Annotated in this window: 28 protein-coding genes; 1 reads left to right on the top strand and 27 read right to left on the bottom strand. The window is 43.4% G+C overall.

Features of this window, described 5'->3' with window-relative positions; translation table 11 throughout:
• Positions 1-151: 151 nt before the first annotated feature.
• From AC6HZ4_RS11440 to AC6HZ4_RS11410, 7 genes are read right to left on the bottom strand one after another with little or no spacing between them, the layout of a single operon-like run.
• Positions 152-1,129, bottom strand: a complete 978-nt coding sequence (locus AC6HZ4_RS11440; protein ID WP_497495121.1) for a biotin--[acetyl-CoA-carboxylase] ligase — start codon at positions 1,127-1,129, stop codon at positions 152-154.
• Positions 1,114-2,301 carry a CCA tRNA nucleotidyltransferase gene (locus tag AC6HZ4_RS11435; protein ID WP_497495120.1) on the bottom strand — a complete coding sequence of 396 codons (1,188 nt, stop codon included), beginning with the start codon at positions 2,299-2,301 and terminating at the stop codon, positions 1,114-1,116. Before AC6HZ4_RS11435 ends, AC6HZ4_RS11440 begins: the two co-directional genes overlap by 16 nt.
• On the bottom strand, positions 2,288-3,433 hold the full coding sequence (gene bshA / locus AC6HZ4_RS11430; protein ID WP_497495118.1) for an N-acetyl-alpha-D-glucosaminyl L-malate synthase BshA: 1,146 nt from the start codon (positions 3,431-3,433) through the stop codon (positions 2,288-2,290). The genes AC6HZ4_RS11435 and bshA overlap by 14 nt, the downstream gene beginning before the upstream one ends.
• The gene (bshB1, locus tag AC6HZ4_RS11425; protein WP_497495117.1) at positions 3,430-4,134 is read right to left on the bottom strand and encodes a bacillithiol biosynthesis deacetylase BshB1; all 705 of its coding nucleotides are present in this window, start codon (positions 4,132-4,134) and stop codon (positions 3,430-3,432) included. Before bshB1 ends, bshA begins: the two co-directional genes overlap by 4 nt.
• A gap of 10 nt (positions 4,135-4,144) precedes the next feature.
• Positions 4,145-4,540 (bottom strand): methylglyoxal synthase, encoded by a 396-nt coding sequence (locus AC6HZ4_RS11420; RefSeq protein WP_497495116.1) that lies wholly within the window; start codon positions 4,538-4,540, stop codon positions 4,145-4,147.
• A gap of 37 nt (positions 4,541-4,577) precedes the next feature.
• The gene (dapB, locus tag AC6HZ4_RS11415; RefSeq protein WP_497495115.1) at positions 4,578-5,378 is read right to left on the bottom strand and encodes a 4-hydroxy-tetrahydrodipicolinate reductase; all 801 of its coding nucleotides are present in this window, start codon (positions 5,376-5,378) and stop codon (positions 4,578-4,580) included.
• Positions 5,375-5,719 (bottom strand): nucleotide pyrophosphohydrolase, encoded by a 345-nt coding sequence (locus tag AC6HZ4_RS11410; RefSeq protein WP_497495672.1) that lies wholly within the window; start codon positions 5,717-5,719, stop codon positions 5,375-5,377. Before AC6HZ4_RS11410 ends, dapB begins: the two co-directional genes overlap by 4 nt.
• A 146-nt stretch (positions 5,720-5,865) precedes the next feature.
• Between AC6HZ4_RS11410 and AC6HZ4_RS11405 the strand changes: the two genes are divergently transcribed.
• Positions 5,866-6,747, top strand: coding sequence for a YitT family protein (locus AC6HZ4_RS11405; protein WP_497495114.1), 882 nt, complete (start codon positions 5,866-5,868; stop codon positions 6,745-6,747).
• Positions 6,748-6,886: 139 nt separating this feature from the next.
• Here the strand turns inward: AC6HZ4_RS11405 and AC6HZ4_RS11400 are convergent, their stop codons facing one another.
• From AC6HZ4_RS11400 to folE, 20 genes are all read right to left on the bottom strand, one after another.
• Positions 6,887-7,597 (bottom strand): zinc metallopeptidase, encoded by a 711-nt coding sequence (locus AC6HZ4_RS11400; protein WP_497495671.1) that lies wholly within the window; start codon positions 7,595-7,597, stop codon positions 6,887-6,889.
• Positions 7,598-7,706: 109 nt separating this feature from the next.
• Positions 7,707-8,492: a sporulation protein YpjB gene (gene ypjB / locus AC6HZ4_RS11395; protein ID WP_497495113.1), complete on the bottom strand. Its 786-nt coding sequence runs from the start codon at positions 8,490-8,492 to the stop codon at positions 7,707-7,709.
• A 74-nt stretch (positions 8,493-8,566) separates the two neighbouring features.
• Positions 8,567-9,160, bottom strand: a complete 594-nt coding sequence (gene lhaT / locus AC6HZ4_RS11390; protein ID WP_497495112.1) for a lipoprotein heptaprenylglyceryl N-acetyltransferase LhaT — start codon at positions 9,158-9,160, stop codon at positions 8,567-8,569.
• 227 nt (positions 9,161-9,387) lie between these two features.
• On the bottom strand, positions 9,388-10,155 hold the full coding sequence (locus AC6HZ4_RS11385) for a c-type cytochrome (protein WP_497495111.1): 768 nt from the start codon (positions 10,153-10,155) through the stop codon (positions 9,388-9,390).
• Positions 10,156-10,198: 43 nt separating this feature from the next.
• The gene (gene qcrB / locus AC6HZ4_RS11380; RefSeq protein WP_129728145.1) at positions 10,199-10,873 is read right to left on the bottom strand and encodes a menaquinol-cytochrome c reductase cytochrome b subunit; all 675 of its coding nucleotides are present in this window, start codon (positions 10,871-10,873) and stop codon (positions 10,199-10,201) included.
• Entirely contained in the window at positions 10,874-11,386 is a 513-nt protein-coding gene (locus AC6HZ4_RS11375) for a QcrA and Rieske domain-containing protein (RefSeq protein ID WP_497495109.1), read from the bottom strand.
• A 139-nt stretch (positions 11,387-11,525) separates the two neighbouring features.
• Positions 11,526-11,978: a YpiF family protein gene (locus tag AC6HZ4_RS11370; RefSeq protein ID WP_497495108.1), complete on the bottom strand. Its 453-nt coding sequence runs from the start codon at positions 11,976-11,978 to the stop codon at positions 11,526-11,528.
• Between the two features lie 142 nt (positions 11,979-12,120).
• Positions 12,121-12,657: a ReoY family proteolytic degradation factor gene (locus AC6HZ4_RS11365; RefSeq protein WP_497495107.1), complete on the bottom strand. Its 537-nt coding sequence runs from the start codon at positions 12,655-12,657 to the stop codon at positions 12,121-12,123.
• Between the two features lie 92 nt (positions 12,658-12,749).
• Entirely contained in the window at positions 12,750-14,012 is a 1,263-nt protein-coding gene (locus AC6HZ4_RS11360; protein WP_497495106.1) for a tetratricopeptide repeat protein, read from the bottom strand.
• A 394-nt stretch (positions 14,013-14,406) separates the two neighbouring features.
• A complete protein-coding gene (gene aroA / locus AC6HZ4_RS11355; RefSeq protein WP_497495105.1) occupies positions 14,407-15,693 on the bottom strand; it encodes a 3-phosphoshikimate 1-carboxyvinyltransferase in 1,287 nt (428 codons plus the stop codon).
• 8 nt (positions 15,694-15,701) lie between these two features.
• On the bottom strand, positions 15,702-16,802 hold the full coding sequence (locus tag AC6HZ4_RS11350) for a prephenate dehydrogenase (RefSeq protein ID WP_497495104.1): 1,101 nt from the start codon (positions 16,800-16,802) through the stop codon (positions 15,702-15,704).
• Positions 16,799-17,905: a histidinol-phosphate transaminase gene (hisC, locus tag AC6HZ4_RS11345; protein WP_497495103.1), complete on the bottom strand. Its 1,107-nt coding sequence runs from the start codon at positions 17,903-17,905 to the stop codon at positions 16,799-16,801. Before hisC ends, AC6HZ4_RS11350 begins: the two co-directional genes overlap by 4 nt.
• 24 nt (positions 17,906-17,929) lie before the next feature.
• Positions 17,930-18,292, bottom strand: a complete 363-nt coding sequence (gene aroH, locus AC6HZ4_RS11340) for a chorismate mutase (protein WP_497495101.1) — start codon at positions 18,290-18,292, stop codon at positions 17,930-17,932.
• Positions 18,289-19,380: a 3-dehydroquinate synthase gene (gene aroB / locus AC6HZ4_RS11335; RefSeq protein ID WP_497495100.1), complete on the bottom strand. Its 1,092-nt coding sequence runs from the start codon at positions 19,378-19,380 to the stop codon at positions 18,289-18,291. The genes aroH and aroB overlap by 4 nt, the downstream gene beginning before the upstream one ends.
• Entirely contained in the window at positions 19,380-20,552 is a 1,173-nt protein-coding gene (gene aroC / locus AC6HZ4_RS11330; RefSeq protein WP_497495099.1) for a chorismate synthase, read from the bottom strand. Before aroC ends, aroB begins: the two co-directional genes overlap by 1 nt.
• Before the next feature lie 137 nt (positions 20,553-20,689).
• Positions 20,690-21,136 carry a nucleoside-diphosphate kinase gene (gene ndk, locus AC6HZ4_RS11325; RefSeq protein WP_497495098.1) on the bottom strand — a complete coding sequence of 149 codons (447 nt, stop codon included), beginning with the start codon at positions 21,134-21,136 and terminating at the stop codon, positions 20,690-20,692.
• A 137-nt stretch (positions 21,137-21,273) separates the two neighbouring features.
• Entirely contained in the window at positions 21,274-22,236 is a 963-nt protein-coding gene (gene hepT, locus AC6HZ4_RS11320) for a heptaprenyl diphosphate synthase component II (protein ID WP_497495097.1), read from the bottom strand.
• A gap of 16 nt (positions 22,237-22,252) precedes the next feature.
• Entirely contained in the window at positions 22,253-22,966 is a 714-nt protein-coding gene (locus AC6HZ4_RS11315) for a demethylmenaquinone methyltransferase (RefSeq protein ID WP_497495096.1), read from the bottom strand.
• Between the two features lie 44 nt (positions 22,967-23,010).
• Positions 23,011-23,739, bottom strand: coding sequence for a heptaprenyl diphosphate synthase component 1 (locus AC6HZ4_RS11310; protein WP_497495095.1), 729 nt, complete (start codon positions 23,737-23,739; stop codon positions 23,011-23,013).
• Between the two features lie 113 nt (positions 23,740-23,852).
• Entirely contained in the window at positions 23,853-24,422 is a 570-nt protein-coding gene (gene folE, locus AC6HZ4_RS11305) for a GTP cyclohydrolase I FolE (protein WP_497495094.1), read from the bottom strand.
• Positions 24,423-24,891: the final 469 nt, after the last annotated feature.

Here is a 24,891-nt window from a genome sequence, read left to right as displayed (position 1 = left end):
AAGGATATGCGACAGCTGTTCTCATCCTTCTGTCCCAGTCCTAGTTTGCGGATCAAGGCAGAATCCTTTTTCTTACGTGTAATATGGCGGTGCAGTTCTTTCGATACTGCCCTTGTTCAGTAACCATTATAGCAAACTTCCTTTTTCGGTACTAGATTTCAATATCGGCAGAGTGAATATAATGAATGACACCATTTCGGTCCTCTAGCATTAACACTCCATCATCGGTAATCCCTTTTGCTGTTCCAGTAATGGAATTCGTCATGGTTCGGGCTGTAATTTCCTTTCCAATACTTACCGCATAGCTCTCCCATAGCAGCTTAATAATTCCGAATCCTTCTGCTATATATTGCTTATATAGCTTTTCTAGCTGCAAAAAAATCGTCTGCATTAATTCCGCTCGTTTTTGTTCTTGTCCTGTTTCGATAAATAGAGACGTGGCAATCTGGCGGATATCTGCTGCAAAATGCTCTCGATGCTGATTTACGTTCATGCCAATCCCGATAATCACAGCATGAATCTTATCCGGATCTGCCTGCAGCTCCGTTAAAATACCAACTGCTTTTTTACCGCCAATTAAAATGTCATTCGGCCATTTAATGCCGACAGAAAGATCCGTGCATTTTTCAATAGCCTGTGCAATGCTGACAGCTGCCAAGAGCGTGAGCTGGGGAGCTTTCTGCATCGGAATATCAGGACGCAAAATAATGCTCATCCAAATGCCAGTTCCCTTTGGAGAATGCCATGTACGGCTTAAACGACCTCGTCCTGCTGTTTGCTCTTCCGCTACAACAACAGTACCCTCAGGAGCTCCTTCATAGACGAGGCGAGCAGCAATCTTTTGTGTAGACTCCACCGTCTCCTCAAAATGAATATTCCTTCCAATACAATCTGTTTGTAATCCAAGGTGGATTTCGTTTTCGGTTACTTTATCCGGCTTACGGGCAATTCGGTATCCAAGTCGGCGCACTGCCTCAAGCTCGTAGCCTTCCTTCCGAAGATCCTCCATATGCTTCCATACTGCCGTTCGGGAACAGCCTAATTCATCGCTAATCATTTGTCCGGACACAAACTCTCCATCCGACTTAGAAAAAATTTCAAGCAATTGTTTTCTTATAGAAGATTGCATTGTTTCAGCCACTCCTTCATGCTTTCCTTTGAATTAGCAAGCCTGCCGCATACAACCTCACGCTCCATTTGCTCAAGGATAGCAGCAAGCCAAGGACCTCCTTGTTTGCCTGTCCATTGCAGCAAATCTGTACCGGTCACCGCTAAATCCTTTCGACTGTGAATGGGCAGCTTTTTATATAGGCTATGTACATACTCGATATTAGGCTGCTTCCCTTTTAAAGCAGACACGACGCGCTCTGTCATCACAGATATTTCTTCTCCGCTTCGATATAGAAGCATGTCATTCCATTCAGTTTTCTCCCGCTCCGTTAAACAACGGAGAATAGACGTAATCATATGAATTTTTTTGTTAGACAGCTTCCACTTTCTAAGCAAAGCTTCCGCATTCTCAGCCTTCACAGAATGCAAGAGCAATGCCCACGCCTCCGCGCTTGATTGAATGGCGCTCCAATTATATGCAGCAGCGCTCGCTAGCTGCTCTCGTTTTTGTTCAAAATAAGGTAAATATGCATATAAGCCCGTTTCTGCCAGAAGCAAGAGCGCCTGTCGGACGCCATTTCCAAGCAACAGCTTTTCAAACTCAACAGCAATACGTTCAATTGCAATATATACAAGCAGCTCTGTATGTTCCTGTATGGCTCGCTTTGTGTCATCCGACAAATTAAAGCCAAGCGTACTTACAAAGCGAACACCGCGCATCATACGAAGCGCGTCTTCCCTAAATCGTTCATGAGGATTTCCGACAGTCTCAATTTGTTTACGATGTATCGCTTCTTGCCCCCGAAACGGGTCAATCATATCACCGTTTGCCGTCATAGCAATCGCATTCATCGTAAAATCCCTTCGCTTTAAGTCTTCCTCAAGGGACCGTACAAATGAGACATGGCTCGGCCGGCGAAAATCGTCATATCCAGCCTCAATTCGAAACGTCGTGACCTCATAAGGAATGTCTTCATACAACACGAGCACAGTTCCATGCTCTAGACCAATTGGAACATGATGAGGAAATATCCCCATGACTTCATCTGGAAGCGCTGATGTCGCAATATCTACATCACTAATTGGCTTTCCAATGATAAAGTCCCGCACGCTTCCTCCTACAAAGTATGCTTCAAAGCCGTGCTTCTCCAGCTTCTCTATAATGGCAGCAGCATGTTTAAACGATTGCATTTCGCTCAGTCCCTAGCAGTTTATAGTACAAATCTTCGTACTGGGAAACAATTTGGCCCGAACGGAAGCGCTTCTTCGCCATATCCATTGAACGTGCTACCATCTCTGCATGTAATGCTGGATTTGTTAAAATACGAAGAGCTTTTTCCGCAACGTCCTGCACATCTCCCACTCTACAGATAAATCCTGTTTCGCCATCTTGAATCACCTCAGGAATACCGCCCACATCCGTACCGATGCATGGTACGCCGCAAAACATTGCCTCAAGCAGCACAAGACCAAAGCTTTCCTTTTCAGAAAGCAGCAGCAACATGTCGCTCATGGACAAGAGCTCTTCTACATTATCCTGCTTTCCTAAAAACAACACATCTCCTTCGAGACGGAGCTGCTTCACAAGCTTTGTCATCCCGCACAATTCTGGTCCATCTCCTACTAGCAGCAACTTGGAGGGGGCTTTTTCCCGAATGAGTGCAAACGATTGAATAACATCTTCTACCCGCTTCACTTTACGGAAATTTGAAATATGGATAATAACCTTCTCCTCTGATCCAATGCCATATTCATTTCGTAACTGTGACATATCACGTTTGTAATATACGCGTTCATCTACAAAATTATATACTGTTTCAATCTCTTTATCGGGCTTAATTAAATCATAGGTCTCCTGTACAAGCGAATCAGAAACAGCCGTTACGATATCTGACTTTTCAATTCCGAACCGAATTAAGCTATTTAAAGATGTATCGTAGCCAAGAATTGTGATATCTGTGCCATGTAGAGTAGTAACAATTTTCAAGTGATCTCCCGTCATTTGTTTTGCTAAATATGCACATACAGCATGTGGAATTGCATAATGCACATGAAGCAAGTCAAGCTTCTCTCTCTCTGCCACCTCAGCCATTTTATTTGCAAGAGCCAGATCATAAGGAGGGTATTGGAACACAGAATATTGATTCACTGCGACCTCATGAAAGTAAATATTCGGGTAAACACGATTCAGCCGAAATGGCATGCCTGAGGTAATAAAATGAATTTCATGTCCGCGTTCCGCTAACAGCTTCCCTAATTCCGTCCCGACAACACCCGAACCTCCGACAGAAGGATAACATGTAATTCCAATTTTCAACTTCATTCTATCCCTCCTAGTAAGCCATGTCTGATGATAAGCGGCTTTTTACTCATAAAGCCTTCCGCATACATCGTGCCCACTTCTTTTCCAAATAATTTATCACGTGCAACGACCGTTTCGAGATACCCTTCCGTCAGCGGAGTGCTAACACCATTCTCCCCTTTTACAAATTGACTTTTATATGCTTGTAAGGAATGGATTTTTTTATCCATTTCTTCGCTTATATCCACGCAAAAGGACGGTTGATGAAATCCATTGATCATGTAATAATGCAGCGCTTGCACACGGTGTACTTCACGTTCTGGCATATACTTGCGGATACTTGCTGAAAATACTGCCTCCTCTACAAGATGAGCGCAGTTTGTATGATCCGGATGACGATCCTCCCAATATGGTGCAAATACAAGCTGCGGCTTATACAAGCGAATAACCTCTATCAATTTTTGGATACGTTCCTCCTGCATATACAATCCCCTATCCGGCATATGCAAATTGATGCGCTGGACGGCCCCTAATATACGGGCCGCTTCCTCCGCTTCTTTTCTTCTTCCCTCTACAGTGCCGTTAGAGGACAATTCAGCCTCTGTCAAATCGCAAATACCGACTTTATATCCAAGTCGCGCATACTTGGCGATTGTACCAGCCATCCCGATTTCTACGTCATCCGCATGTGCGCCAAAGGCTAATATATGTAAATTGCTCATGGTGCTTCCCTCATTTTCTTAACTTTCGATAATCTAAATCTCCCCGTTCTAAAGCATGCATTAATAGTTCAGCACTTGCCATGTTTGTAGCGAGCGGAATCGAGTATACATCACATAACCGAAGCAATGCATTGACATCCGGTTCATGCGGTTGCGCCGTAAGCGGATCGCGGAAAAAAATAACCATATCCATATCATTTTTTGCGATCATGGCACCGATCTCCTGGTCACCGCCTAGCGGACCAGATTGATAGCGTGTTACCGCCATTTCCGTCGCCTCCATAATCCGAAGACCTGTCGTTCCTGTTGCAAATAATTCATGCTGCTCTAGTATTGGTTTATATGCATACGCAAACGAAACCATATCTTGTTTTTTCTTATCGTGAGCAATTAAAGCAATTTTCATATCCGTCTCCCCTTTAATATTGTATTTATTTCCCCTTTTAATCTACGATATGTTCTAATCCGTACACAAGTCCGTCTACCTTCATAACCGTTTCAACAGCAAGCTGTACACCAGACATGAAGGAAACGCGGTTAAACGAATCATGACGGACTGTAAGCATTTGGCCGTCACCGCCAAATAGTACTTCTTGATGGGCAATTAGCCCCGGCAAGCGGACGCTGTGAATATGAATGCCATCTACCTCTGCGCCTCTTGCGCCTTGCAGTTGCTCTGATTCGTTCGGATGACCTTGCTTTTTCGGCTCGCGAACAGAGCGGATTAAGTCTACTGTTTTCACCGCAGTTCCTGATGGAGCATCAAGCTTTTGGTCATGATGAAGCTCAATGATTTCAACATCCTGAAAATACTTTGCCGCCATTTGTGCAAACTTCATCATCAAAATGGCCCCAACAGCAAAATTCGGAGCAATAATCGTTCCTACACCTTTCTCCTTAGCTGCTGTCTCGAGATCGCGAAGCTCCTGCTCTGTAAAGCCTGTCGTTCCAATAACCGAACGTACGCCATGCTCTAAAGCGATATATACATGATTTTTTCCGATTTCTGGTGTCGTTAAATCAAGCAGCACATCCACCTGTACCTCTGATAAACATACGTTTAAGTCCTCGTAGATCGGGGCAGTCAAGGACGGAAGGCCATCGATGTCAGAAATCATTTTCCCGCCATTTGTGCGATCTACAGCCGCGACAAGCTGAAAGTGCGGAGTCCGTTCAATCAGACGAAGCGCCTCCTGTCCCATTCTTCCTCTTGGTCCAGCTACTGCAATACGAATTGTATTCATTGTTGTTCCTCTCCCTCTTCCTTGCGTGTCCAACGATTTTTGTCACGCGTTTGAAATTTATCCATCACTACATTATGAGCCGTTTCAAGGTCAATGTTCAAGCTGTTTGCCATACAAATCATAACAAAAAGTACATCTCCCAGCTCTTCCTCGACTGTTCGCTCTTTTTCTGTCGATTTTTTCGGCTTTTCTCCATAGTAATGGTTGATTTCCCTTGCTAATTCCCCCATCTCTTCTGTTAATCTTGCCATCATCGCAAGCGGACTGAAATAGCCCTCTTTAAATTGGCTAATATATTCATCCACCTCTCGCTGCATCTCCTGCATCGTCTTATGTCCCATTTTGTTCACCTCAATTTTCTTCCTGCTTTCATGTTAGCCAATTCTGCTACATTTGACAAATTTCTTTTCACTTGTACATAATTTTCCACTGATAAACAGATAAACTATAGTATTATGATATTGTACTATGAAACAGGGGGAATAGCATGAGCTTCGGTTTAAAAATCAGTAATATTATCTTTATTATCATCGGCTCCGCCATCTTCTCATTTGGCGTTGTCAATATTAATATTGAAAATCATTTGGCAGAAGGCGGGTTTACAGGGATTACACTGCTGCTGTACTTTTTATTTCAATGGGATCCTTCTTATACAAACCTGCTTTTAAATATCCCGCTCTTTTTTGCCGGATGGAAGCTGCTTGGCCGCACAACATTTCTGTATACATTAATTGGAACGTTCAGCGTTTCTGTCTTTCTTTGGATTTTTCAAAGATATGAGCTATTTAATCTTCACTTAAACCTACAAAAGGATATGACGCTGGCCGCACTGTTTGCAGGTTTGTTTATCGGAGTAGGGCTTGGGATTATTTTTCGTTACGGCGGTACAACAGGCGGCGTTGATATTATCGCACGACTCGCGCATAAATACGCAGGATGGAGTATGGGAAAAACTATGTTTTTGTTCGATGCGGTTGTAATTTCCGTCTCGGTCATTACATATCTCTCCTATCGCCAAGGAATGTACACACTTGTCGCAGTATTTATTGGTGCGCGCGTAATTGATTTTATGCAGGAAGGGGCTTACGCCGCGAAAGGAGCGACAATCATTTCAGAGAAAAATGAAGAAATTGCAGAGAAGATTTTATCAAAAATGGATCGCGGTGCTACATTTTTACGGGGAATTGGGACTTATACGAAGACGGAGCGGCACGTATTATACTGCGTAGTGGCAAGAAATGAGCTCATCAAGCTAAAAAGTATTATTACATCAGTCGATCCGCATGCCTTCGTTGCTGTTAATGATGTGCATGACGTCATTGGAGAAGGATTTACGCTTGATGAAAATAAAAATCCTCTCCATAATTAAGGAGAGGGAAAGAGATCTGCATACTTATTTGGTTATATATGCTGAGATTAGGCTCTCGATGGACGATGGACAATTACAAACTGCGCTCTTTAAGAAGGAGCCGACAAAAAAGCTACCGAATCATCGGTAGCTTTTTTGTTTAATCATCGCTTCGCTGCATACCTGTGTAGATAAGAAGCAAGCGCAGCAATTCGAAGACAGCAACAGCTGCTGCTGCTACGTATGTAAGAGCTGCCGCGTTCAATACTTTGCGCGCCTGTGCTTCCTCACTGTGGGATACAATGCTGAGGGAAGAAATTTGCTTCATTGCGCGGCTTGACGCATCAAACTCTACAGGCAGCGTAATAATCTGAAATAGCACCCCGGCTGCCATGAGAACAATTCCAAGAAGAAGCATGTTAGAAAGACCTGCAAACATGCCAATCATAACAAAAATCCAAGACATATTAGAACCGAAGCTAGCGACGGGTACAAGCGTATGACGAACGCGCATAAAACTATAATTTTTCGCGTCCTGAATCGCATGGCCGACCTCATGAGCTGCTACCGCTGTTCCTGCAACTGACTGACCGTAGTAATTATTTGTAGATAGGCGAACTGTTTTCGTGCGCGGATCATAATGATCTGATAAATGTCCTGGTGTTTCCTCCACCGCTACGTCGTACAATCCGTTAGCATCCAATATTCTTCGGGCAACCTGCGCACCTGTCATCCCAGATGTAGAGTATACTTGCGAATATTTGCTATAAGCGCTGCGAACTCTCATTTGTGCATACAGTGGAATGAGTAAAATGATGATGAAGTAGATTAGGTAAAGCATCGTCATCCTCCAATTTTGAAAAGCTTCCATCTTCGCTTTACGGTCTACATAAGCAAGAAATGAAAGCCACACAATGGTATTATCCTATTTTTATTTTATTTTGCCGCTATTTTCTTGTCAACGAAAAACCCCGGATATCCTACCCATTCTTAGACTTCATCCGATTTTTCCGCTTTTCTTGTTCCCCTTTATATTTTCTCCAGGCAACGTAAGTTAATGTAAAAATAATAATACCTCCTGTAGAAATCATAACCCAAATTAGCGAGGGGGTTGCTTCATCCTTGTTTGGATTCTGAAATGCTGTTTCTAAATCTTGGCGAATCACCTGCATTTGCTTTTGTCCGCTTTCGTTTTTCGTCATCATGTTCCGAAACTCATCTAAATAAGACAGATGAGCGTTCAGGCGCTGCAGCTCTTCCTTCGGCAAGTCTACCACTAAGCTCGGATAAATAATATCAAATTCATATAAAAATGTATTAAGCGTTCTTTGGAACTGCTCGTCATCTTTTTTCTTCACTGCTGTTTCCATTTCCGAAAACGCACCCATAACTGCATGCTCACGGCTGAGCCATAATGGCTGAAATTTTGAAGATTCCGCATCGATCACAAGTCGAAGCGCTATCACATCATCCTCTTTTTCCTTTTGAGTCATCGTTTCTTCCTTCATAGCCTGCACCGCTTTATCATAAGCCATAGAAATAACGCGAATGTGCTCCGCCGAAAAATCATCCTCTTTATTATTTAAATTCGCGAACTCGGTTGAGAAATACGTCAAAACTTGTTCTGCTTTCGTATATTCCTCCTGCTTCACGAGCTGCAGCGATTCGTCAAGCAGCCGATTTAATTCGTTCCAGTCGGCAGCATAAATACGAGCCGGTGCGACCAAGAAAAAAAATGATATTAGAAAGGTAATGATTTTTTTCATTCCTGTCCCCCCTACACCTTCTAGTTACAATGTATGAAGGGGTGGACAAGAAAATACCAAAAATGATATCTCCCTTACTGCAGAGGTAGCTTGAAACGCTTCGCCCGCAAACAGAAGAAATAGGCAGCAGCAATACAAAGTACGCTCAGCCAAAATGTAAAATAGCCGATAGGCTGATAATACTGGTCTAATACGCCATATCTAGGCATTTGCTTGTAGACATAATCAATGACCACATCATGCAGCGTCCAAACAGACGCTGCAGCAAGATGCCAACGCTTCATTCGATAAAAAGGAGCATACAGCACTCCTTGTATCGCCATTGCAGCGTGTGAAAACATGAGCATATATCCTGTCCAATCCAGGGTTCCTTCCGCCAAAAGCAGCAGGATATTCATGCCGACAGCCCATATCCCATACTTTAATAGCGTTACAATTGCAAAAGCCTCCAGCAGTCCCCAATTCACTCTAAGTAAAAAAGCAATTAAGACGAATGAAAAAAATAAACTGGCAGTGGGACTGTCCGGTACAAATAGAAGGAATCTCGGTTCAGTTTCCACTAACTGATATCCATACCATAAATATCCATAAATTGTTCCAAGTACATTTATAATGAGAAGGAGGAGCAAAAAAGATCGACTGCGTAATAAATGATACAAATACATCACATGTTTTCCCTCAGCTTTCATACAAATACATATATACCTATCATACCAAATTTTTTTCTCATAAAGAAAACTCGCCGATTGACGAGCCTTTAGCCGAAGACAGAGGTGCAGCTGCACTTATACTTTATTCCTAAAGTTCCCTAATACGCCGAATTAACTTCTAGTTGCACATTTATACTCTTAAATTATTAAGAAAAGCCGACTACAACCCGCAGTCGGCTTCCCCGCTATTTCTTATTGTATTGAGCAATATATTCAGACAGCTTTTTCAGTTCCTCATCCGTGCCTTTAAATACGCCTTTTGGCATTGCCCCTTTACCGTTCTTAGCGATTTTAGCGATTTCTTCCGGCGTTAATGAAAGATTTTGCAGCGTTGGAGCTGCCGCTCCACCTTGCAAATTATCGCCGTGACACGTTAAGCACGTATTTGTCTGTAGTAGCTTGTAGCCTTCTGCCTCTTTATCAACAGCTACCGTTTTCACAATCGCACCTTGCTTTTTCGCAGCTTCCCAGTCATGATTCACAACAGACTCCCATGTTAAGAATACGATAGACGCAAGTGCAAGGAGCATAAAGCCGGTTGCGAGCGGACGCTTAACAGGTCTTCTCTCCGGTCCACGATCGATAAATGGTGCCAGCAGTAATCCGCCAGCGGCAATTCCCGGCATAATAAACGCCCCAATAATTGTATATGGACCAGATGCATATGAATACTTCAGCAATTGATACAAAAATAGGAAGTACCAGTCTGGAAGCGGTATGTAGCCCGTATCTGTCGGATCTGCAATACGTTCAAGTGGAGACGGGTGAGCAACCGTCAAGCTTAAATAGCCAATTAAAAATACAGCTCCAACCATCCATTCCTTCAATAGGAAGTTTGGCCAAAATGCTTCTGTTTTTCCCGGATATTCCGAATAATCCTTCGGAATATTTGAATGCCGGACAGCCTGTACACGCGAATCTCCGACAAACTTCATCCCTTTGCCCCGATGCATAATCTCCCTCCTTTAATACGGTTCCTATAACTCTAGCAATCTTTTATAGAGGACCGGAAATACCTTGTTTACGAATAATTAAGAAGTGTGCGGCCATAAGACCTAGTAGTGCGCCAGGCAAGAAGAAGACGTGAATAGCAAAGAAGCGAGTTAAAGTCTGAGCGCCGACAATTTCAGAATGCCCTGCAAGCAATGTTTTGATTTGCTTTCCAATGAGCGGTGTTTGTTCCGCAATTTGCAGACCTACTTTTGTTGCAAACAATGCCTTCATATCCCAAGGCAGGAGGTATCCTGTGAAGCCAAGTCCCATCATAACACCGAAAATTAAAACCCCGATAATCCAGTTTAATTCACGAGGCTTCTTATAGGAACCTGTAAAAAATACGCGAAGGGTATGCAAAAACATCATTACAATAACAAGACTCGCTCCCCAGTGATGCATGCCGCGCACAATTTGTCCGTACGCTACCTCGTTTTGAAGGTAATACACAGACTCCCAAGCGTTTTTAATATCCGGCACATAGTACATTGTCAAAAACATACCAGATAAAATTTGGATAACCGTAACGAAAAAAGTAAGTCCTCCAAAGCAGTATACAAAGGCAGAAAAATGGTGCGCAGGATTTACGTGCTCAGGTACCTCATGGTCTGCAATATCACGCCATAACGGTGTGATTTCAAGACGCTCATCCACCCAGTCATAAATTTTATTTAACATCTATTTTGCACCTCCCCGCGGCTTCGCTTTACCTAGATACAGTGTGCCATCCTTTACTTCTGATTCATACACATCAAGCGGTGCAAGCGGCGGCGTCCCAGCAATATTCTTGCCGTCCTTTTCATATCGTCCCGCATGACAAGGACAATAGAATTGGTTTGGATGCGCCTTATCTCCGTTCCAGTTCACCGTACACCCTAAATGTTTACAAATCGGAGAAAGCGCTACGATGTCGCCGCTTTCATTTTTAAATACCCAAGCTGATTTCGGCTCGTCAGATTTGTGCCACCCATCCACTTGCTTCACCTTGTAATCGAAACGCTTCGGCTCTGTTGTAATGTCCTTAACTTGCGCAACGGCTACCTTATCTGTGCCCGCTTCCTTCTTCAAAACAGGATCAAGCGCAAAACGCGCCATCGGCATAATAATACCCGCTGCCATAAACCCACCTACACCTGTTAACGTATAGTTGAGAAACTGGCGTCTTGAAACCCTATGTTCTTTCTCGCTCATGAAAATTTCCCCCCTCTATCAAAAGTTATACCCCTTAGGATAATACAAGAAACAATGGAAAAACTAGGACACTATCATGATATAATAAGCACTCTCATTGGTCAATATCATACTACTCATAATGATGCAAACAATCAATTTATTCTGTATTTTCCCATTTTTCAGTCAAAATCGACATGATTTCACGAATTTGTGATTGAATGACTTCGCGCTTTGCCTTGTCATCAAGTTGTTCGAGGGGGATTGCAGGCAGCCAAAACAGGTTGCCGTCTAAAGAAGCATGCTTCCATTCGTAATCACTTGTTACATACACAATGTGGCGCATCCCATTTTGCTTGGCGAGATCAGCCCATTCTTGCAGACGACTCTCTTCTTCTTTTTTTCCAGCCATATAAGTAAACGGAGGAAATAAGAGAAGCCGTCCTCTATATTCTCTCTCTAGTGCTTCAGCAAAAATAGAGATGAACTCCCCTTTTTGCACAACGCTTTGCATATTGCTTCCGAAAGAAAGCGGAATGAGTGGAATAATGGCCGTATCAACATATTCCTTTGCCTGTTCGTATAGCTGTATATCTTTAACAGTCCAATTCATATACAACCTCCTCCAAATTACTTCCTTCTTCTATTAAATCATAGAATTACAGGAAAAAAAAAGAAAAACCCTTGAGAATCAAAGGTTTTTCTTTTCGACTCATCATAATCTTGACAAAATTATGACAATATCATCAATTTCATTATAGTCTCTTCAACTGCTCCGTTAGCTGCAAAAAGGCAGCTTCATTTTGCGCATCAAGCGCCTCGTCAATTAAGGCCATCAGCCTGTCGCGTTGAAACTTGGACACGCTCTCCTCCAAAAATCGTTCTGCCAAAAGACGATCCTTCTCGTTCACTTCCATGCTTTTCGGGACATATGGATTTTCTTCCAGTACAGCAACATAGTTTGCATTTTGAAAAGAACTTTTAAAATTGAGTTGAATATATATGTCCTCGTCCCGATTTAGCCGAATGTCATGAAAGGACTTTTCTGCATCCGTTGTCATAACATTTTGTTTATAAAAATGAAACGGGGCTTCTTTTACGCAGCTCGTAGACATGACCAATCCGCGCGGGCAATATTTCGCATGCTCTACGAAATGCACCTTTCTCATGAGCTGGTCATGGCTCATCAAATAGTTCAAAATCCATACACATTCTCGCTGCTTAAGCTGATAATTGCTTAGAAACCATTTGACGAAATCTTTTTTTTCATTCACAGAAACAGGGGTATTCATCGCGCGCCGTCCCTCCTCTGTCTTTCTTTTCTTTACCTTTTTACCCTCTTTCCCCTTTACATTCAAGAAACAAGACCGAGTTTCCTTCCTGATTACTGGAAATCCTCTAAATTATATAGTAATTCCTCAATGTGTACTTGCGTCGGGTCTAGTTGCAACAAACGCTGAAATATTTCCTTCGCTTCTTGACGAAGCCCTTCCTCCAGCAAAAAGTAACCGTACTCTTCCAAAAAGGAAGAATCATCCTTAAAAGAAGTATATGCATCACGATAATGGTTTAATGCATCTGAATAGAGCTCGAGCTGTTTTTTTGCGTATGCTGTCTCCCATATTAGCTGCGGGTCATCTTCTCCATATTTCATCGCATCTGCTGCTACCTCAATTACTTCTTCATACTTTTCCTGCTGCTTAAACACATGAATAAGTTGTAAAACTGCCTGCAGATGAGACGGATCTATCGCAACAGCTTGTTCAAGTTCTATCTGTGCTTCATCTATTCTGCCGAGCTTGGCTGCTGCTTCTGCCACTTGGACATGCAAGTCAGCAGAGTATTCATCTGTTTTCAATCCCTCTCTCAGCATATCATAGCTTTCCTGAAGCATCCCCTCTTTATCGTAGCACTCCGCCAAATACAAATAAAGCGACGCATATTCCGGATCCTCTTGCTTTACCTCTAAAAAAGCAGCAATCGCTCTTTCATATAAGGCAGCCTGATAAAGTGTAAATGCATAGCCAAACAACGAATGAATATCACGCTGCTCCTGCAAGCCCGATTCATAATAGAGAACAGCTTCCTCCCATTGTCCGAGTGCGCTTAAACATTCTGCCAATCGAAGTGAAATATTGACTCCAGCCATATCATCATGCTCAGCAAGCACTTCTCTATAATAGGGAATGGCCTCCGCATAATTGCCACGGCTGCTATACAATTCCCCCAACCCGAACGCAACGACAGGTTCATCAGGCATCAAACGGCGTGCGGTTAACAGCTTCTGCTCTGCAACCTCTTCTAAACCTTGCATTTGATATAAATCGGCAAGCGTTAATAGCGCCTGCACGTACAAATCATCATCTTCCGTAACTTCATCGAGGACCTCAATAGCCTCATCTTCTCTGTCCAAATCGATATACAGCTCAGCTAAAAACAACGCAAGCTCACTGTCGGTTTCATAGCGCATGCGTAATTCCTCAGTCACCTTAAGCGCTTGTTCTACAAAGCCTAATGTATGATAATAACGAGCGATATTATATTTTTCTTCATCTGTACCTTCCTGAACACAAGCATCGAGCAGTTCCAAACCTTCCTCAATCTTTCCTTGTTCTATGTAATCAACAGCCTGATTTAACTTATTCATCGTATATAGTACTCCTTTTCCGCAATACTCCCATTCTTATTATGATAAACAATCGAGAAGAATAGAGCAACTGTAAAAGACGTTGGCCATTATTGCCTCGTATGCACACACAATACACCATAGAAAAGGGAGCTGGCAGCGTACACTTTAACTTAAGATCGTAAAAAAAGCAGATACAGTCCGACCTTGTTCCTGCGAAAGAACAACCCGCGCACAAACGCGTGCTCCAGGCGAAATTTATTCATTGAAGCTTCCCGTGTGCTCTCCGTCACACAAGGCACTTTTTTCCTTTTGCGAAGGAGGCTATTCTGAAGATTCGAGCAGGCCGCAAGAGCTAGACAACACCCAGAAGTTATACTTTCTCTAAAAAAAGAATCCCCCAAAAGGGAGATTCTTACTGTTTCAATTCGTTCAACTGTTCAAAGAAATTTGGATAGGATACAGCTGCCGCTTCGCTATTTTCGATAACTGTTTCTCCATCAGCCAAGCATGCTGCCACCGCAAGCATCATGCCGATACGATGATCGCCGTGGCTGTTTACCTCAGCGCCAGAAAGGTCTGATTTGCCGTATACAATCATGCCGTCTTCTGTTGCTTCCACGTTTGCGCCCATTTTGCGCAGTTCATGCACAACCGTATCAATGCGGTTTGTTTCCTTTACCTTTAATTCTGCCGCATCTTTAATGACCGTTACCCCTTGCGCTTGCGTTGCTGCCAAAGCAAGAATCGGAATTTCGTCGATTAGACGCGGAATCACATCCCCACCAATTTCCGTTCCTTGTAATTGAGACGTTTCTATTGTCACATCACCGAACGGCTCGAACTCTTCGTTCTGGATGTTTTCAATGGTAATAGATGCACCCATTGCTTGTAACACATCTAAAATACCTGTTCTTGTCGGATTCAGCCCGACCTTCTTCAATGTAATTTTGCTGTTTGGCACAATCGCACCCGCTACTAGGAAAAACGCAGCTGAGGAAATATCGCCTGGCACCTCAATATGAACTGCCTGCAGCTCCTGCTGTCCCTGTAAGGAGACAGTGCAGCCCTCTGTTTGTACACTGCAGCCAAAAGCGCGCAACATTCGCTCTGTATGATCGCGTGACTGCAACGGCTCTGTTACAGAGGTAACGCCTTCTCCTTTTAAACCAGCTAAAAGTACTGCTGATTTTACCTGCGCACTTGCAACAGGAGAATCATAATGCATTCCCTTCACTTGCCCGCCGCGAATGCTAATTGGCGTAAATTGACCGCCGTCTCTTCCATCGATTCGCGCTCCCATCTGCTTTAGGGGCTCTGTCACACGTTTCATTGGACGTTTGCCAATTGAACTATCTCCTACTAAGCAGGAATGAAACGGGGTATTTGCCAAAATGCCCATCATTAAGCGAATCGTCGTACCTGAGTTGCCGACATCCAGTACTTCCTTCGGCTCCTGCAAACCATCAATTCCATTTCCATGTACTTCAACATAATCACCATTTTGTTCAATTGTTACGCCGAGTTTTTGAAAGCATGAAATCGTGCTTAGGCAATCTTCACCTGGCAAAAATCCATTAATTGTTGTCTTTCCTTTTGCAATTGCTCCGAACATAACCGCTCGATGGGAAATAGACTTATCCCCCGGCACCTGTAACGTTCCGCGCAATCCTTGCTCTGCTTTCGTCAATTTTGTCATCATTGTCACTCCTACATCGTGGTATAGGTTTCGTATCCATGCTGCTCAAGACACAGCTTCGCGTTTGCCCTGTCTGCTTCTGTTTGAAAGCTAAGCCGCAGTACGCCGTATACGTCCTCACGCGTCTCAAGAATTCTAATATTCGTAATGCTTATGTTTTTAATAGCCAGCAAGGTTGTAACATGCGAGACGACACCTGTACGATCGAGTATATCCACATATAAATCATAAAAGGATGGAATGGCACCCCTTGAGCGAATCGGAAGTGCATCGCGAAATTGCTTTGCGCTGCGGAAATAATCGTATAGCTGTTCCTCATTTCCTTGTTCGACCATGCTGCGCACCTGGCGCATTTCCTCCATCCATTCATCGAGGAACAAGAGAATATTCTCCTTGTTATGGGTGATAATATCACGCCACATAAACGGGCTGCTGGACGCAATACGCGTAATATCACGAAATCCGCCTGCTGCAAGTCCGTTAACAAGTTCATCCCTCTCAGCATGCTGCTTTACCTGGCGTACGAGACTTGCTGCAATTACATGCGGAAAATGGCTCACAATACCCGTTAACATATCGTGCTGCATCGCATCCATCGTTAAAAATCGCGCTTTCGTCCCCTTGAGCCATTCCTTCAATCGCTCAACTTTCTCATTCTGCGTATCTGCAAACGGAGTGAGAATATAAAAGGCATTTTCGAATAGATGAGCCTTTGCACTTCCAGCACCGGTTTTATGAGAACCGGCCATCGGATGTCCGCCGATAAATGTGATTCCCTTCTCATGCAGTGTTTGCGCACGCTCCATAATTCTTTTCTTTGTACTTCCTACGTCAGTGACAATCACATTTTTCTTTAAGGAGCATTGCCCTAGCTGCACGAGAAGCTTTTCCGTTTCTTGTACAGGAGCGGCAAGCAGGATCAAATCTGCCTGCTCTGCTTCCTCCACAAACTTATCTGTAATTTCATCAATAATATTCAATGATTTTGCGAGCCTGCAATGCTCCTTGTTAACATCCTGTCCGATAATGATCACATCATGCTCCTGTTTGATAGCAAGCGCTACCGAGCCGCCGATGAGACCGACACCGACAAGCAAAACGCGCTGTTTCACGAAACTGTCTCCTCACGGCTGCTGTTTAAAAAAGAAAGCAATAACTGCATCAATTGCTCGTTATCTTCTCGTTTTCCAACAGTTACGCGAACACCTCTTCCAAGCCCTAGACCTGCGCCTGAACGAACAATAAAGCCTCTTTGCATCAAATACTCAAACACATCGTCACCTGTTTTGCCAATCTCCATAAACACAAAGTTTCCTTGAGATGGATAATACGGAATTTCATGTGCTTCGCAAAACTTGTAATATTGCTGACGCCCTTCTTCATTTACTTTCACACAATATTCTAAAAACTCCTTATCGTCCAATGCCGCAATAGCCGCTGCCTGTGCAACTGTGGATGTATTAAACGGCAGTCTTGTTACTTCAATTTTTTGAATGAGGTCTGCATGACCCACCGCATAACCCATACGAAGCGCAGCAATACCGTATGCTTTCGAGAATGTGCGCAGCACCATTAGGTTTTCATAGCGAGGAAGGAGCGCCAATGTATTCGGGTAATCTGCTGCCGTTGCGTATTCATAGTACGCCTCATCCATAATAACCAGCGCTGTTTTTGGTACGCGCTCTAAAAAGGAGACAACATCTGCCTCATTTACGTATGTTCCTGTCGGATTGTTCGGATTACAAATCCACACGATTCGCGTATTTTCATCTACTTGTCCAAGCATGGATTCTAAATCATGAGTGCCATCTTTCAGTGGTACTTCACGAATTTGCGCATTTTCAATCACCGCGTGGTGGCGATATTGCGAAAATGTTGGCGATGCCATAACAACATTTGTTGTCGCATCCAAAAGCGCCCGGCTAACAATTTGAATCACTTCATCCAACCCGCTTCCGAACAACAATTGATTTCGCTCTACTCCGACATGCTCTGCAACCCTTTGCCTTAATACTGTTGCAGCACCATCTGGGTATAACGCAAACTGTGAGGAAAGAGCAGCCAACGCCTCCGCAACCTTCGGAGAGCAGCCAAATGGATTTTCATTTGATGCAAGCTTTACGATCGTTTCCAATCCATATTGCTTTTTCACTTCTTCAATCGTTCTTCCAGGCGAATAAGCTTTTAACGATAATAGCTGTTGTTTTACGTTCATAGAAACTCCCTCGCTTCCTATCAATCAATTTTGTAAATCAGGACGCAGCTGAACAGCCTTTTCCTTATATACGTGTATAACTTCTTGCTGTGTTAGCGTCGTTTCTGCCGTCATCATAATGCGAATGCATTTCTGAAGCGCTCCAGGTACGTCGATTTCTTGCATGCACATAACAGGCACATACATCCACCCTTCTATTTTACGCAGGGCTGCTGCCGGAAAACACGCATTTATATCCGTAGTAGCAGAAATAAGTACAGACACAACATCGGTAGGAGAAAGATTATTTTTCTCGATCATTTCTCTAAACAGCCGCTCCGTCGCCTCTAAGATGACCTTTGTTTCATTATGCTCAACCGTTGTCGCACCGCGGATCGCACGCATCACAGTGACCACTCCCTATTCATAAACTCCTCAATTGTCGATGCAATGAGTTCATCGGACACTGGTACAACTTCTACTTTGCCAATCTCCTTCATAAGTACCATACGGATTACACCGCTATTAGCTTTTTTATCCTTTTTCATCAGTTCAATCAGACGCTCTGTCGATAGGCCAGCCGGAAGCTTAGGGAAGCCGTAGGAGCGGAATGTTTGTACAAATGACTCATATTGTAAATCCTTATGATACACGCGTTCGCTCAGTAAAATCGCATATAACATACCGATGGCTACGGCATCACCGTGCGTCACCGTTCCGTATCCTAGCTCAGCTTCAATCGCATGCCCAAGCGTATGACCAAAATTCAAATAAGCTCGCATGCCCTTTTCGGTCTCATCCTGCGAAACGACCGCGGCCTTTACGCCGATAGCTTTTTCTAATGCGTAAATCAGCTTATCTCCGCGCAGATCTTCCAATGTGCGAACCTCTCTGCAAAGCCAATGATACAGCTCTGCATCCCAAATGAGCGCATGCTTTAGCATTTCAGCAAAGCCGGAACGCCATTCCTGTACTGGAAGCGAATCTAAAAATGAAATATTGTATAAAACAGCTTCCGGCTGATGAAACGCTCCAATCATATTTTTTCCGAGCGGATGATTAACAGCTACTTTCCCGCCAACCGCACTGTCATGAGCAAGCAGGGTTGTCGGTACTTGGATAAACCGAATGCCGCGCATAAACGTCGCAGCAACAAACCCAGCTAAATCACCAATCATTCCCCCGCCAAGTGCAATTACAAGAGAATGCCGATCAAGTCCGATTTCGAGAGCGCATGTTTGGGCCTTGTAATAGTTTTCAAAGGATTTTTCCTTTTCCCCACTCGGAACGACAAATGAATATACAGACAAATCGAAACGAATTGCCGATTTAACGTCTTCTAAGTAACGAGAAGCAACCGCTTCGTCTGAGATGATAAGCACAGAGGAGACGGCCGGCTTCATCGCCGCCATCGTTTCCTCCAGCTTTTCCAAGGTGTTTTGTCCTAAATACAGCGGATATTGCTTCGATTTCGTTGCAATATGTACGCGTCTCATTAAAACTCCCTCGCATATCTTTTATGCTTTTCAATGTTTTCTTTCAATAAATCAATACGGTCCTGACCAAATTGCTCCACTAAGGCACACGCAAGCTCCCAAGCAACAACTGCTTCCGCAACTACACTAGCCGCAGGAACCGCGCAGCTATCAGAGCGCTCAATGCTCGCTTGGAATGCCTCTTTCGTGTCAATATCCACGCTTTGCAATGGCTTGTACAGAGTAGGAATTGGCTTCATCACACCACGTACCACAATTGGCATCCCCGTTGTCATTCCGCCTTCTAATCCACCTGCATTATTTGTTTTACGTGAAAAACCAACTTGCTCATCCCATGTAATCTCATCATGTACAACACTTCCAGGCTTATGAGCCGCTTCGAAGCCGATGCCAATTTCCACGCCTTTAAAAGCATTAATGCTCATGACTGCTGCCGCCAACTTCGCATCCAGTTTGCGGTCATAGTGTACGTAGCTGCCCACGCCAACTGGCATGCCTTCCACAACTACCTCCACAATACCACCGATGGAATCGCCGTTTTTCTTCGCATCATCAATCGCCTGCATCATCTTCACTGCTGCTTCTTCATCTAGGCAGCGTACAGGTGATGCTTCTGTAACTTTCTTTAACTCATCAATAGATGCATAGGAAGTCTTTTCAGCTGTTATACCGCCGATTTCAATAACATGCCCTGCAACCTTTACCCCGAGCTCCTCCAAAATACGTTTTGCTACAGCACCAGCTGCGACACGTACTGTCGTTTCGCGCGCCGAGGAACGCTCAAGGACATTTCTCATATCGCGATGACCGTATTTAATCGCGCCATTTAAATCAGCATGACCTGGGCGAGGTCTTGTAATTTGGCGTTTCACTTCACCTTCTTCTTCTTGCTCTAATGGAGCTGCCCCCATAATCTTTGTCCAATGCTTAAAGTCACGGTTTTCTACCGCAAGCGCAATTGGTGATCCAAGTGTCACGCCGTGACGCACGCCGCTTAGGATTTGTGCTTCATCCTTTTCAATTTGCATCCTTCTTCCACGACCGTGACCTTTTTGTCTTCGTGCTAATTCCTCGTTGATGTGTTCAGCCAGTAGCGGCAATCCGGCTGGCACGCCTTCTATTATTGTTGTTAGTTGCGGTCCATGTGACTCTCCCGCTGTTAAGTAGCGCATGGCGATACCTCCTTATGCAGTATTTATGTATCAATATAACACATCGTCTTCTCTTTCGTAACTAGTTCAAACAAAAAAGACATGAGCCCGTTGTAGTGAGCCCCTGTCTTTTTACGCTAAAGCGTTTTCAATTCCAATTAGTAAATCCATTGGTTTAGTAATTTTGTATAGGAAACAAGCTCCTCTTCTTTGAAGAAGATAGCAATCTCACGTTCAGCACTTTCAGGAGAGTCTGATCCATGAATAATATTTTTGTTCACTGCTACACCGAAATCGCCGCGAATCGTGCCCGGAGCCGCGTCCTTCGGATTTGTTTTGCCCATCATTTGACGTGCAGTTGCAATGACACCTTCACCTTGCCAAACCATAGCAAATACAGGACCAGATGTGATGAAATCTACAAGTTCACCAAAAAATGGACGCTCTGTATGCTCTGCATAATGTTGGCTCGCTGTTTCCTTAGAAACTTGCATAAGCTTCGCGCCGACAAGCTGATATCCCTTCTTTTCAAAACGAGCAACAATATCGCCGATTAATGCGCGCTGCACACCGTCAGGCTTTACCATTAAAAACGTTTTTTCCATGAAATTCTCTCCATTTCTACATCAATTATGTATAGTACCATCCCAATGACCATAGTATCATTACTTTCTTAATTTATCAACAGTTTCGAAATGGAGGAATTCTCATACAATTTAATTATTTCAAAAAAAATACATTTTTAAAACTTTCTTTTTCCAATATACTTCGCAATATTATGCAGTGCTGCTTTCGCCTGCCCTCTCGGCAATGGCTTAATTACTTCTAATGCTTTTTGCAAATATCTTTCACTAAATACAAAGGATTTCTCAATTGCATCGCTATCTTTAATAGAAGCGATAATCCCCTTCATCTCATCCATGTCGATTCCTGCATGAACCTTCACAATACGATCGCGGAGAGAAGGAATTTCCATCGCATATAATACCGGGAGTGTAATGTTTCCTTGCAAGAGATCGCCCCCTGCCGGTTTTCCGAGCTTCTCCTCTGTCGACACAAAATCAAGAATATCATCAATAATCTGATACGACATTCCAACAAAATAACCGAACCAAAACAAGCGTTTTACGGTATCGCGGGACGCTCCTGATGAAATTGCTCCGAGCTCGCAGCTTGCTGCGATGAGCAAGGCTGTTTTTCTTTTAATCCGTCTTAAATATGTGCGCAGGCTCTGATCAAAATTATATTTATCACGAATTTGCTCAATCTCTCCCTTGCACAGCTCTACCATCGCTTTGGATAAAGCCTGATGCACCTCAGGAATTTCAATATTTGTAATACAACGAAGCGACTTGGCAAACAGATAATCTCCTGTATACATAGCAATGCGGTCTCCCCATCTCGCATTTACCGTCGGACTGCCGCGCCTCACAAGAGCTGCATCAATCACATCATCATGAACGAGAGAAGCCATATGAATCAGCTCAAGAGCAACTGCTGCATGCTTAATAGTATCTAATTGATAATTACCAAACTTCCCTGACAGCAGCACAAAAACAGGACGGATCCGCTTACCGCCTGCCTGAATCAGCTGCATTGCTGCATCCTGCAGCAGCTCCTGTTCGGACGATACGACTGCCTTTAATTCCTGCTCAATTTTTTCAATATCCGACCTTAAAAAAGAGTACGTTACTTGTAACTTCATCCTGTTCACCTTGACTTCAAAACTTCTTTGGTTTATACCCTAAATGCATTGCCGCAACCCCAAACGTGAACGGCTTCACTTGCACTCGCTCTAATCCTGCCTGTTCAAACATCCTTGCTAATTCCTGCATTCCTGGAAACGTGCTTGCCGACTCCTGAAGCCAAGAATATTCCTTATAGCTTTTCGCTAGCATTTTCCCTAATATCGGCATGATATAGCGGAAATATAAAACATAAAGCTGACGTACACCGAACATCGTAGGCTGCGATGTTTCCAAGCACACGACCTTCCCCCCCGGCTTTACAACCCTTGTCATCTCCCGTAATACATGCATATAGTCCGGAACGTTGCGTAATCCAAAGCCAATTGTTACGTAATCAAACGTATTGTCCTCAAAAGGAAGCTGCATTGCATTTCCATGAACAAGCTTCACTTGATCTAAATTAAGCGCCTTAATTTTCTCCTCCCCAATAGAGAGCATGTTTTGACTAAAATCAAGGCCGTATACCTTTCCATCTTTACCAACCGCCTTAGCAAGCGCAATCGTCCAATCACACGTTCCGCAGCAAACATCCAATGCTGCCTCTCCTTGCTTTACATCCATCACCTGCATCGTATATTGGCGCCATGCTTTGTGGCGTTGAAAGCTAATCACGGAGTTCATTACATCATATCGTTTATAAATCTTCTCAAACACATCGTGCACTCGTTCTTCTTTCGATTGTTGCATGCTTTCTACCCTTCTTCCAGTGGATTTCTGTCAAAAGCCTACTGTTATATATTCAACATTTTCATGGTTCTTATCAGCTTTTCATGACCTTCCGCCAGTTCATACAGCTCTTTCTTCGCATTTTTGATACAAGACTCGTATGCTTCACTCAATTTTTCGCCCGGCAACATCCGCAACAAAATGGAACGTACGGGTGTCTCCTCCTGCTTTTGATGCATAACGTATTCACGCTCCATTCGCTTGAGCACTGCAGCTGTCGCAACAAATGGTTTCCATAACGGTACATGGAAATGATCACACGCTTTTTGAAGAAGTGCCGATTCAATAATAGACACGCTCTCTACAACATCCGCTAGTGTCTTTTCCTCTTCTCGATACAGTACAATCTTCTCCTCGTTGATTTCTTCAATGCCCGCTGCTAATGTCCGAATCAAAGCGATATTATGTCGTTCCGACAACAGATAGTAATACAATCCGCTGTAATAATCCCCGGCCAACGCGGTTATCTGCCGTTTTGTATGAGAGTCTGCCGATCCCGTATTATTTGAAACGTTCTCATGAGTATCGAGAGCGATTTGTACAAGCATAATCGTTAAGGCATAATGCTGAATCTCGTCTATATGTAAGTTTGCACTTTGCAACAGAGAGTATAAAAGCAACAATTTATCTTCATCTACAAACGGAAGGTCAATGTGACGCATTACATAAGGATGCCGCAATTTTTCCTCCAAGCGTTCTTTTATTTCCTTAATGCATTCATAGATGTCATCCACACTCATCACCCTTGTCCTTCAAAGTCCATACATAACATAATCCATAAAACCTATTATAACACATACATATCGTTTTCCTATTAAAAAAAGAAAAGCAGCCTCCTGCTTTTCTATTAGTTGGATTTGATAAGGGATAGCACTTCAGCTCTTGCTGCAGAGTCTGTTTCCAGTATACCTCGAACCGCAGACGTCACCGTTTTCGCTCCTGGTTTCTTTACGCCGCGCATCGTCATACACATATGCTCCGCCTCTACCACAACCATTACACCGTGCGGGTCAAGTACCTCTAAAATAGAGTCAGCTACAGTAGACGTAATTCTCTCCTGAAGTTGTGGTCTTCGCGCTACTGTATCCACTGTACGAGCTAATTTACTTAATCCTGTTACGCGTCCGCCCTTTGGGATATATGCCACGTGGGCTACCCCATAGAACGGAACTAAGTGGTGCTCACACATAGAAAAGAACGGAATATCTTTCACGAGAACGAGCTCTTCATGCTCTTCTCCGAACACTTTATGCAAATGCAGCTTTGGGTCCTCATGCATGCCTGCAAATACTTCAGCATACATCTTGGCAACGCGCTTCGGTGTCTCTAATACACCTTCACGATTCGGGTCATCGCCAATCGCCTCAAGAATGAGACGAACTGCATACTCAATTTGCTCTAAATTCACTTTTGCCATCCGCTAAAATCCTCCCAGACTAAAACCTATTTATGAACACATTCTAGCATACAAACGTTTAAAAAAGCAAAAAGAGTACAAATCACGCTGCCAAAAACCTCTACAGACTTACAAAAATTATTTTACAAACAGAAGCTAACCAATCTAAATAAAAAGAATGGTTTTGCTTATTACAATTATAATCTGTTTACAATACTGTGAATCCGAAATCTCCTCTATCAATACAAACTGCTCCTTCTACGCGGCTATTACATTTTGAATGAGACTACATTCCCTATGACAGCTGCACCATATTGCGAGCTGGAACAAGTTGCGGGAGCTAGACAATTCTTCAAAATTCTATTTTCTTACTTCTCTAACAAAAAAAGAACCTCCTGCTTCTTTCGAAGCAGGAGGTTCTTTTTTGTATTAAGGTGCTCACTTTTAGAAGTTATAACTGCTGATTCTTTGTATGTATTGCATTCGCTTT

This window comes from Ectobacillus sp. OTK (assembly GCF_059698935.1).
Note: the sequence above shows the minus strand (reverse complement) of the source record. Positions and strands in the feature narration are given on the sequence as shown.

Coding starts and splice junctions, on each gene's coding strand:
- AC6HZ4_RS11440 (WP_497495121.1), bottom strand. CDS start 1,129: ATGCAATCTTCTATAAGAAAACAATTGCTTGAAATTTTTTCTAAGTCG.
- AC6HZ4_RS11435 (WP_497495120.1), bottom strand. CDS start 2,301: ATGCAATCGTTTAAACATGCTGCTGCCATTATAGAGAAGCTGGAGAAG.
- bshA (WP_497495118.1), bottom strand. CDS start 3,433: ATGAAGTTGAAAATTGGAATTACATGTTATCCTTCTGTCGGAGGTTCG.
- bshB1 (WP_497495117.1), bottom strand. CDS start 4,134: ATGAGCAATTTACATATATTAGCCTTTGGCGCACATGCGGATGACGTA.
- AC6HZ4_RS11420 (WP_497495116.1), bottom strand. CDS start 4,540: ATGAAAATTGCTTTAATTGCTCACGATAAGAAAAAACAAGATATGGTT.
- dapB (WP_497495115.1), bottom strand. CDS start 5,378: ATGAATACAATTCGTATTGCAGTAGCTGGACCAAGAGGAAGAATGGGA.
- AC6HZ4_RS11410 (WP_497495672.1), bottom strand. CDS start 5,719: ATGGGACATAAGACGATGCAGGAGATGCAGCGAGAGGTGGATGAATAT.
- AC6HZ4_RS11405 (WP_497495114.1), top strand. CDS start 5,866: ATGAGCTTCGGTTTAAAAATCAGTAATATTATCTTTATTATCATCGGC.
- AC6HZ4_RS11400 (WP_497495671.1), bottom strand. CDS start 7,597: ATGGAAGCTTTTCAAAATTGGAGGATGACGATGCTTTACCTAATCTAC.
- ypjB (WP_497495113.1), bottom strand. CDS start 8,492: ATGAAAAAAATCATTACCTTTCTAATATCATTTTTTTTCTTGGTCGCA.
- AC6HZ4_RS11385 (WP_497495111.1), bottom strand. CDS start 10,155: ATGCATCGGGGCAAAGGGATGAAGTTTGTCGGAGATTCGCGTGTACAG.
- qcrB (WP_129728145.1), bottom strand. CDS start 10,873: ATGTTAAATAAAATTTATGACTGGGTGGATGAGCGTCTTGAAATCACA.
- AC6HZ4_RS11375 (WP_497495109.1), bottom strand. CDS start 11,386: ATGAGCGAGAAAGAACATAGGGTTTCAAGACGCCAGTTTCTCAACTAT.
- AC6HZ4_RS11370 (WP_497495108.1), bottom strand. CDS start 11,978: ATGAATTGGACTGTTAAAGATATACAGCTATACGAACAGGCAAAGGAA.
- AC6HZ4_RS11365 (WP_497495107.1), bottom strand. CDS start 12,657: ATGAATACCCCTGTTTCTGTGAATGAAAAAAAAGATTTCGTCAAATGG.
- AC6HZ4_RS11360 (WP_497495106.1), bottom strand. CDS start 14,012: ATGAATAAGTTAAATCAGGCTGTTGATTACATAGAACAAGGAAAGATT.
- aroA (WP_497495105.1), bottom strand. CDS start 15,693: ATGATGACAAAATTGACGAAAGCAGAGCAAGGATTGCGCGGAACGTTA.
- hisC (WP_497495103.1), bottom strand. CDS start 17,905: ATGAACGTAAAACAACAGCTATTATCGTTAAAAGCTTATTCGCCTGGA.
- aroB (WP_497495100.1), bottom strand. CDS start 19,380: ATGAGACGCGTACATATTGCAACGAAATCGAAGCAATATCCGCTGTAT.
- aroC (WP_497495099.1), bottom strand. CDS start 20,552: ATGCGCTACTTAACAGCGGGAGAGTCACATGGACCGCAACTAACAACA.
- ndk (WP_497495098.1), bottom strand. CDS start 21,136: ATGGAAAAAACGTTTTTAATGGTAAAGCCTGACGGTGTGCAGCGCGCA.
- hepT (WP_497495097.1), bottom strand. CDS start 22,236: ATGAAGTTACAAGTAACGTACTCTTTTTTAAGGTCGGATATTGAAAAA.
- AC6HZ4_RS11315 (WP_497495096.1), bottom strand. CDS start 22,966: ATGCAACAATCGAAAGAAGAACGAGTGCACGATGTGTTTGAGAAGATT.
- folE (WP_497495094.1), bottom strand. CDS start 24,422: ATGGCAAAAGTGAATTTAGAGCAAATTGAGTATGCAGTTCGTCTCATT.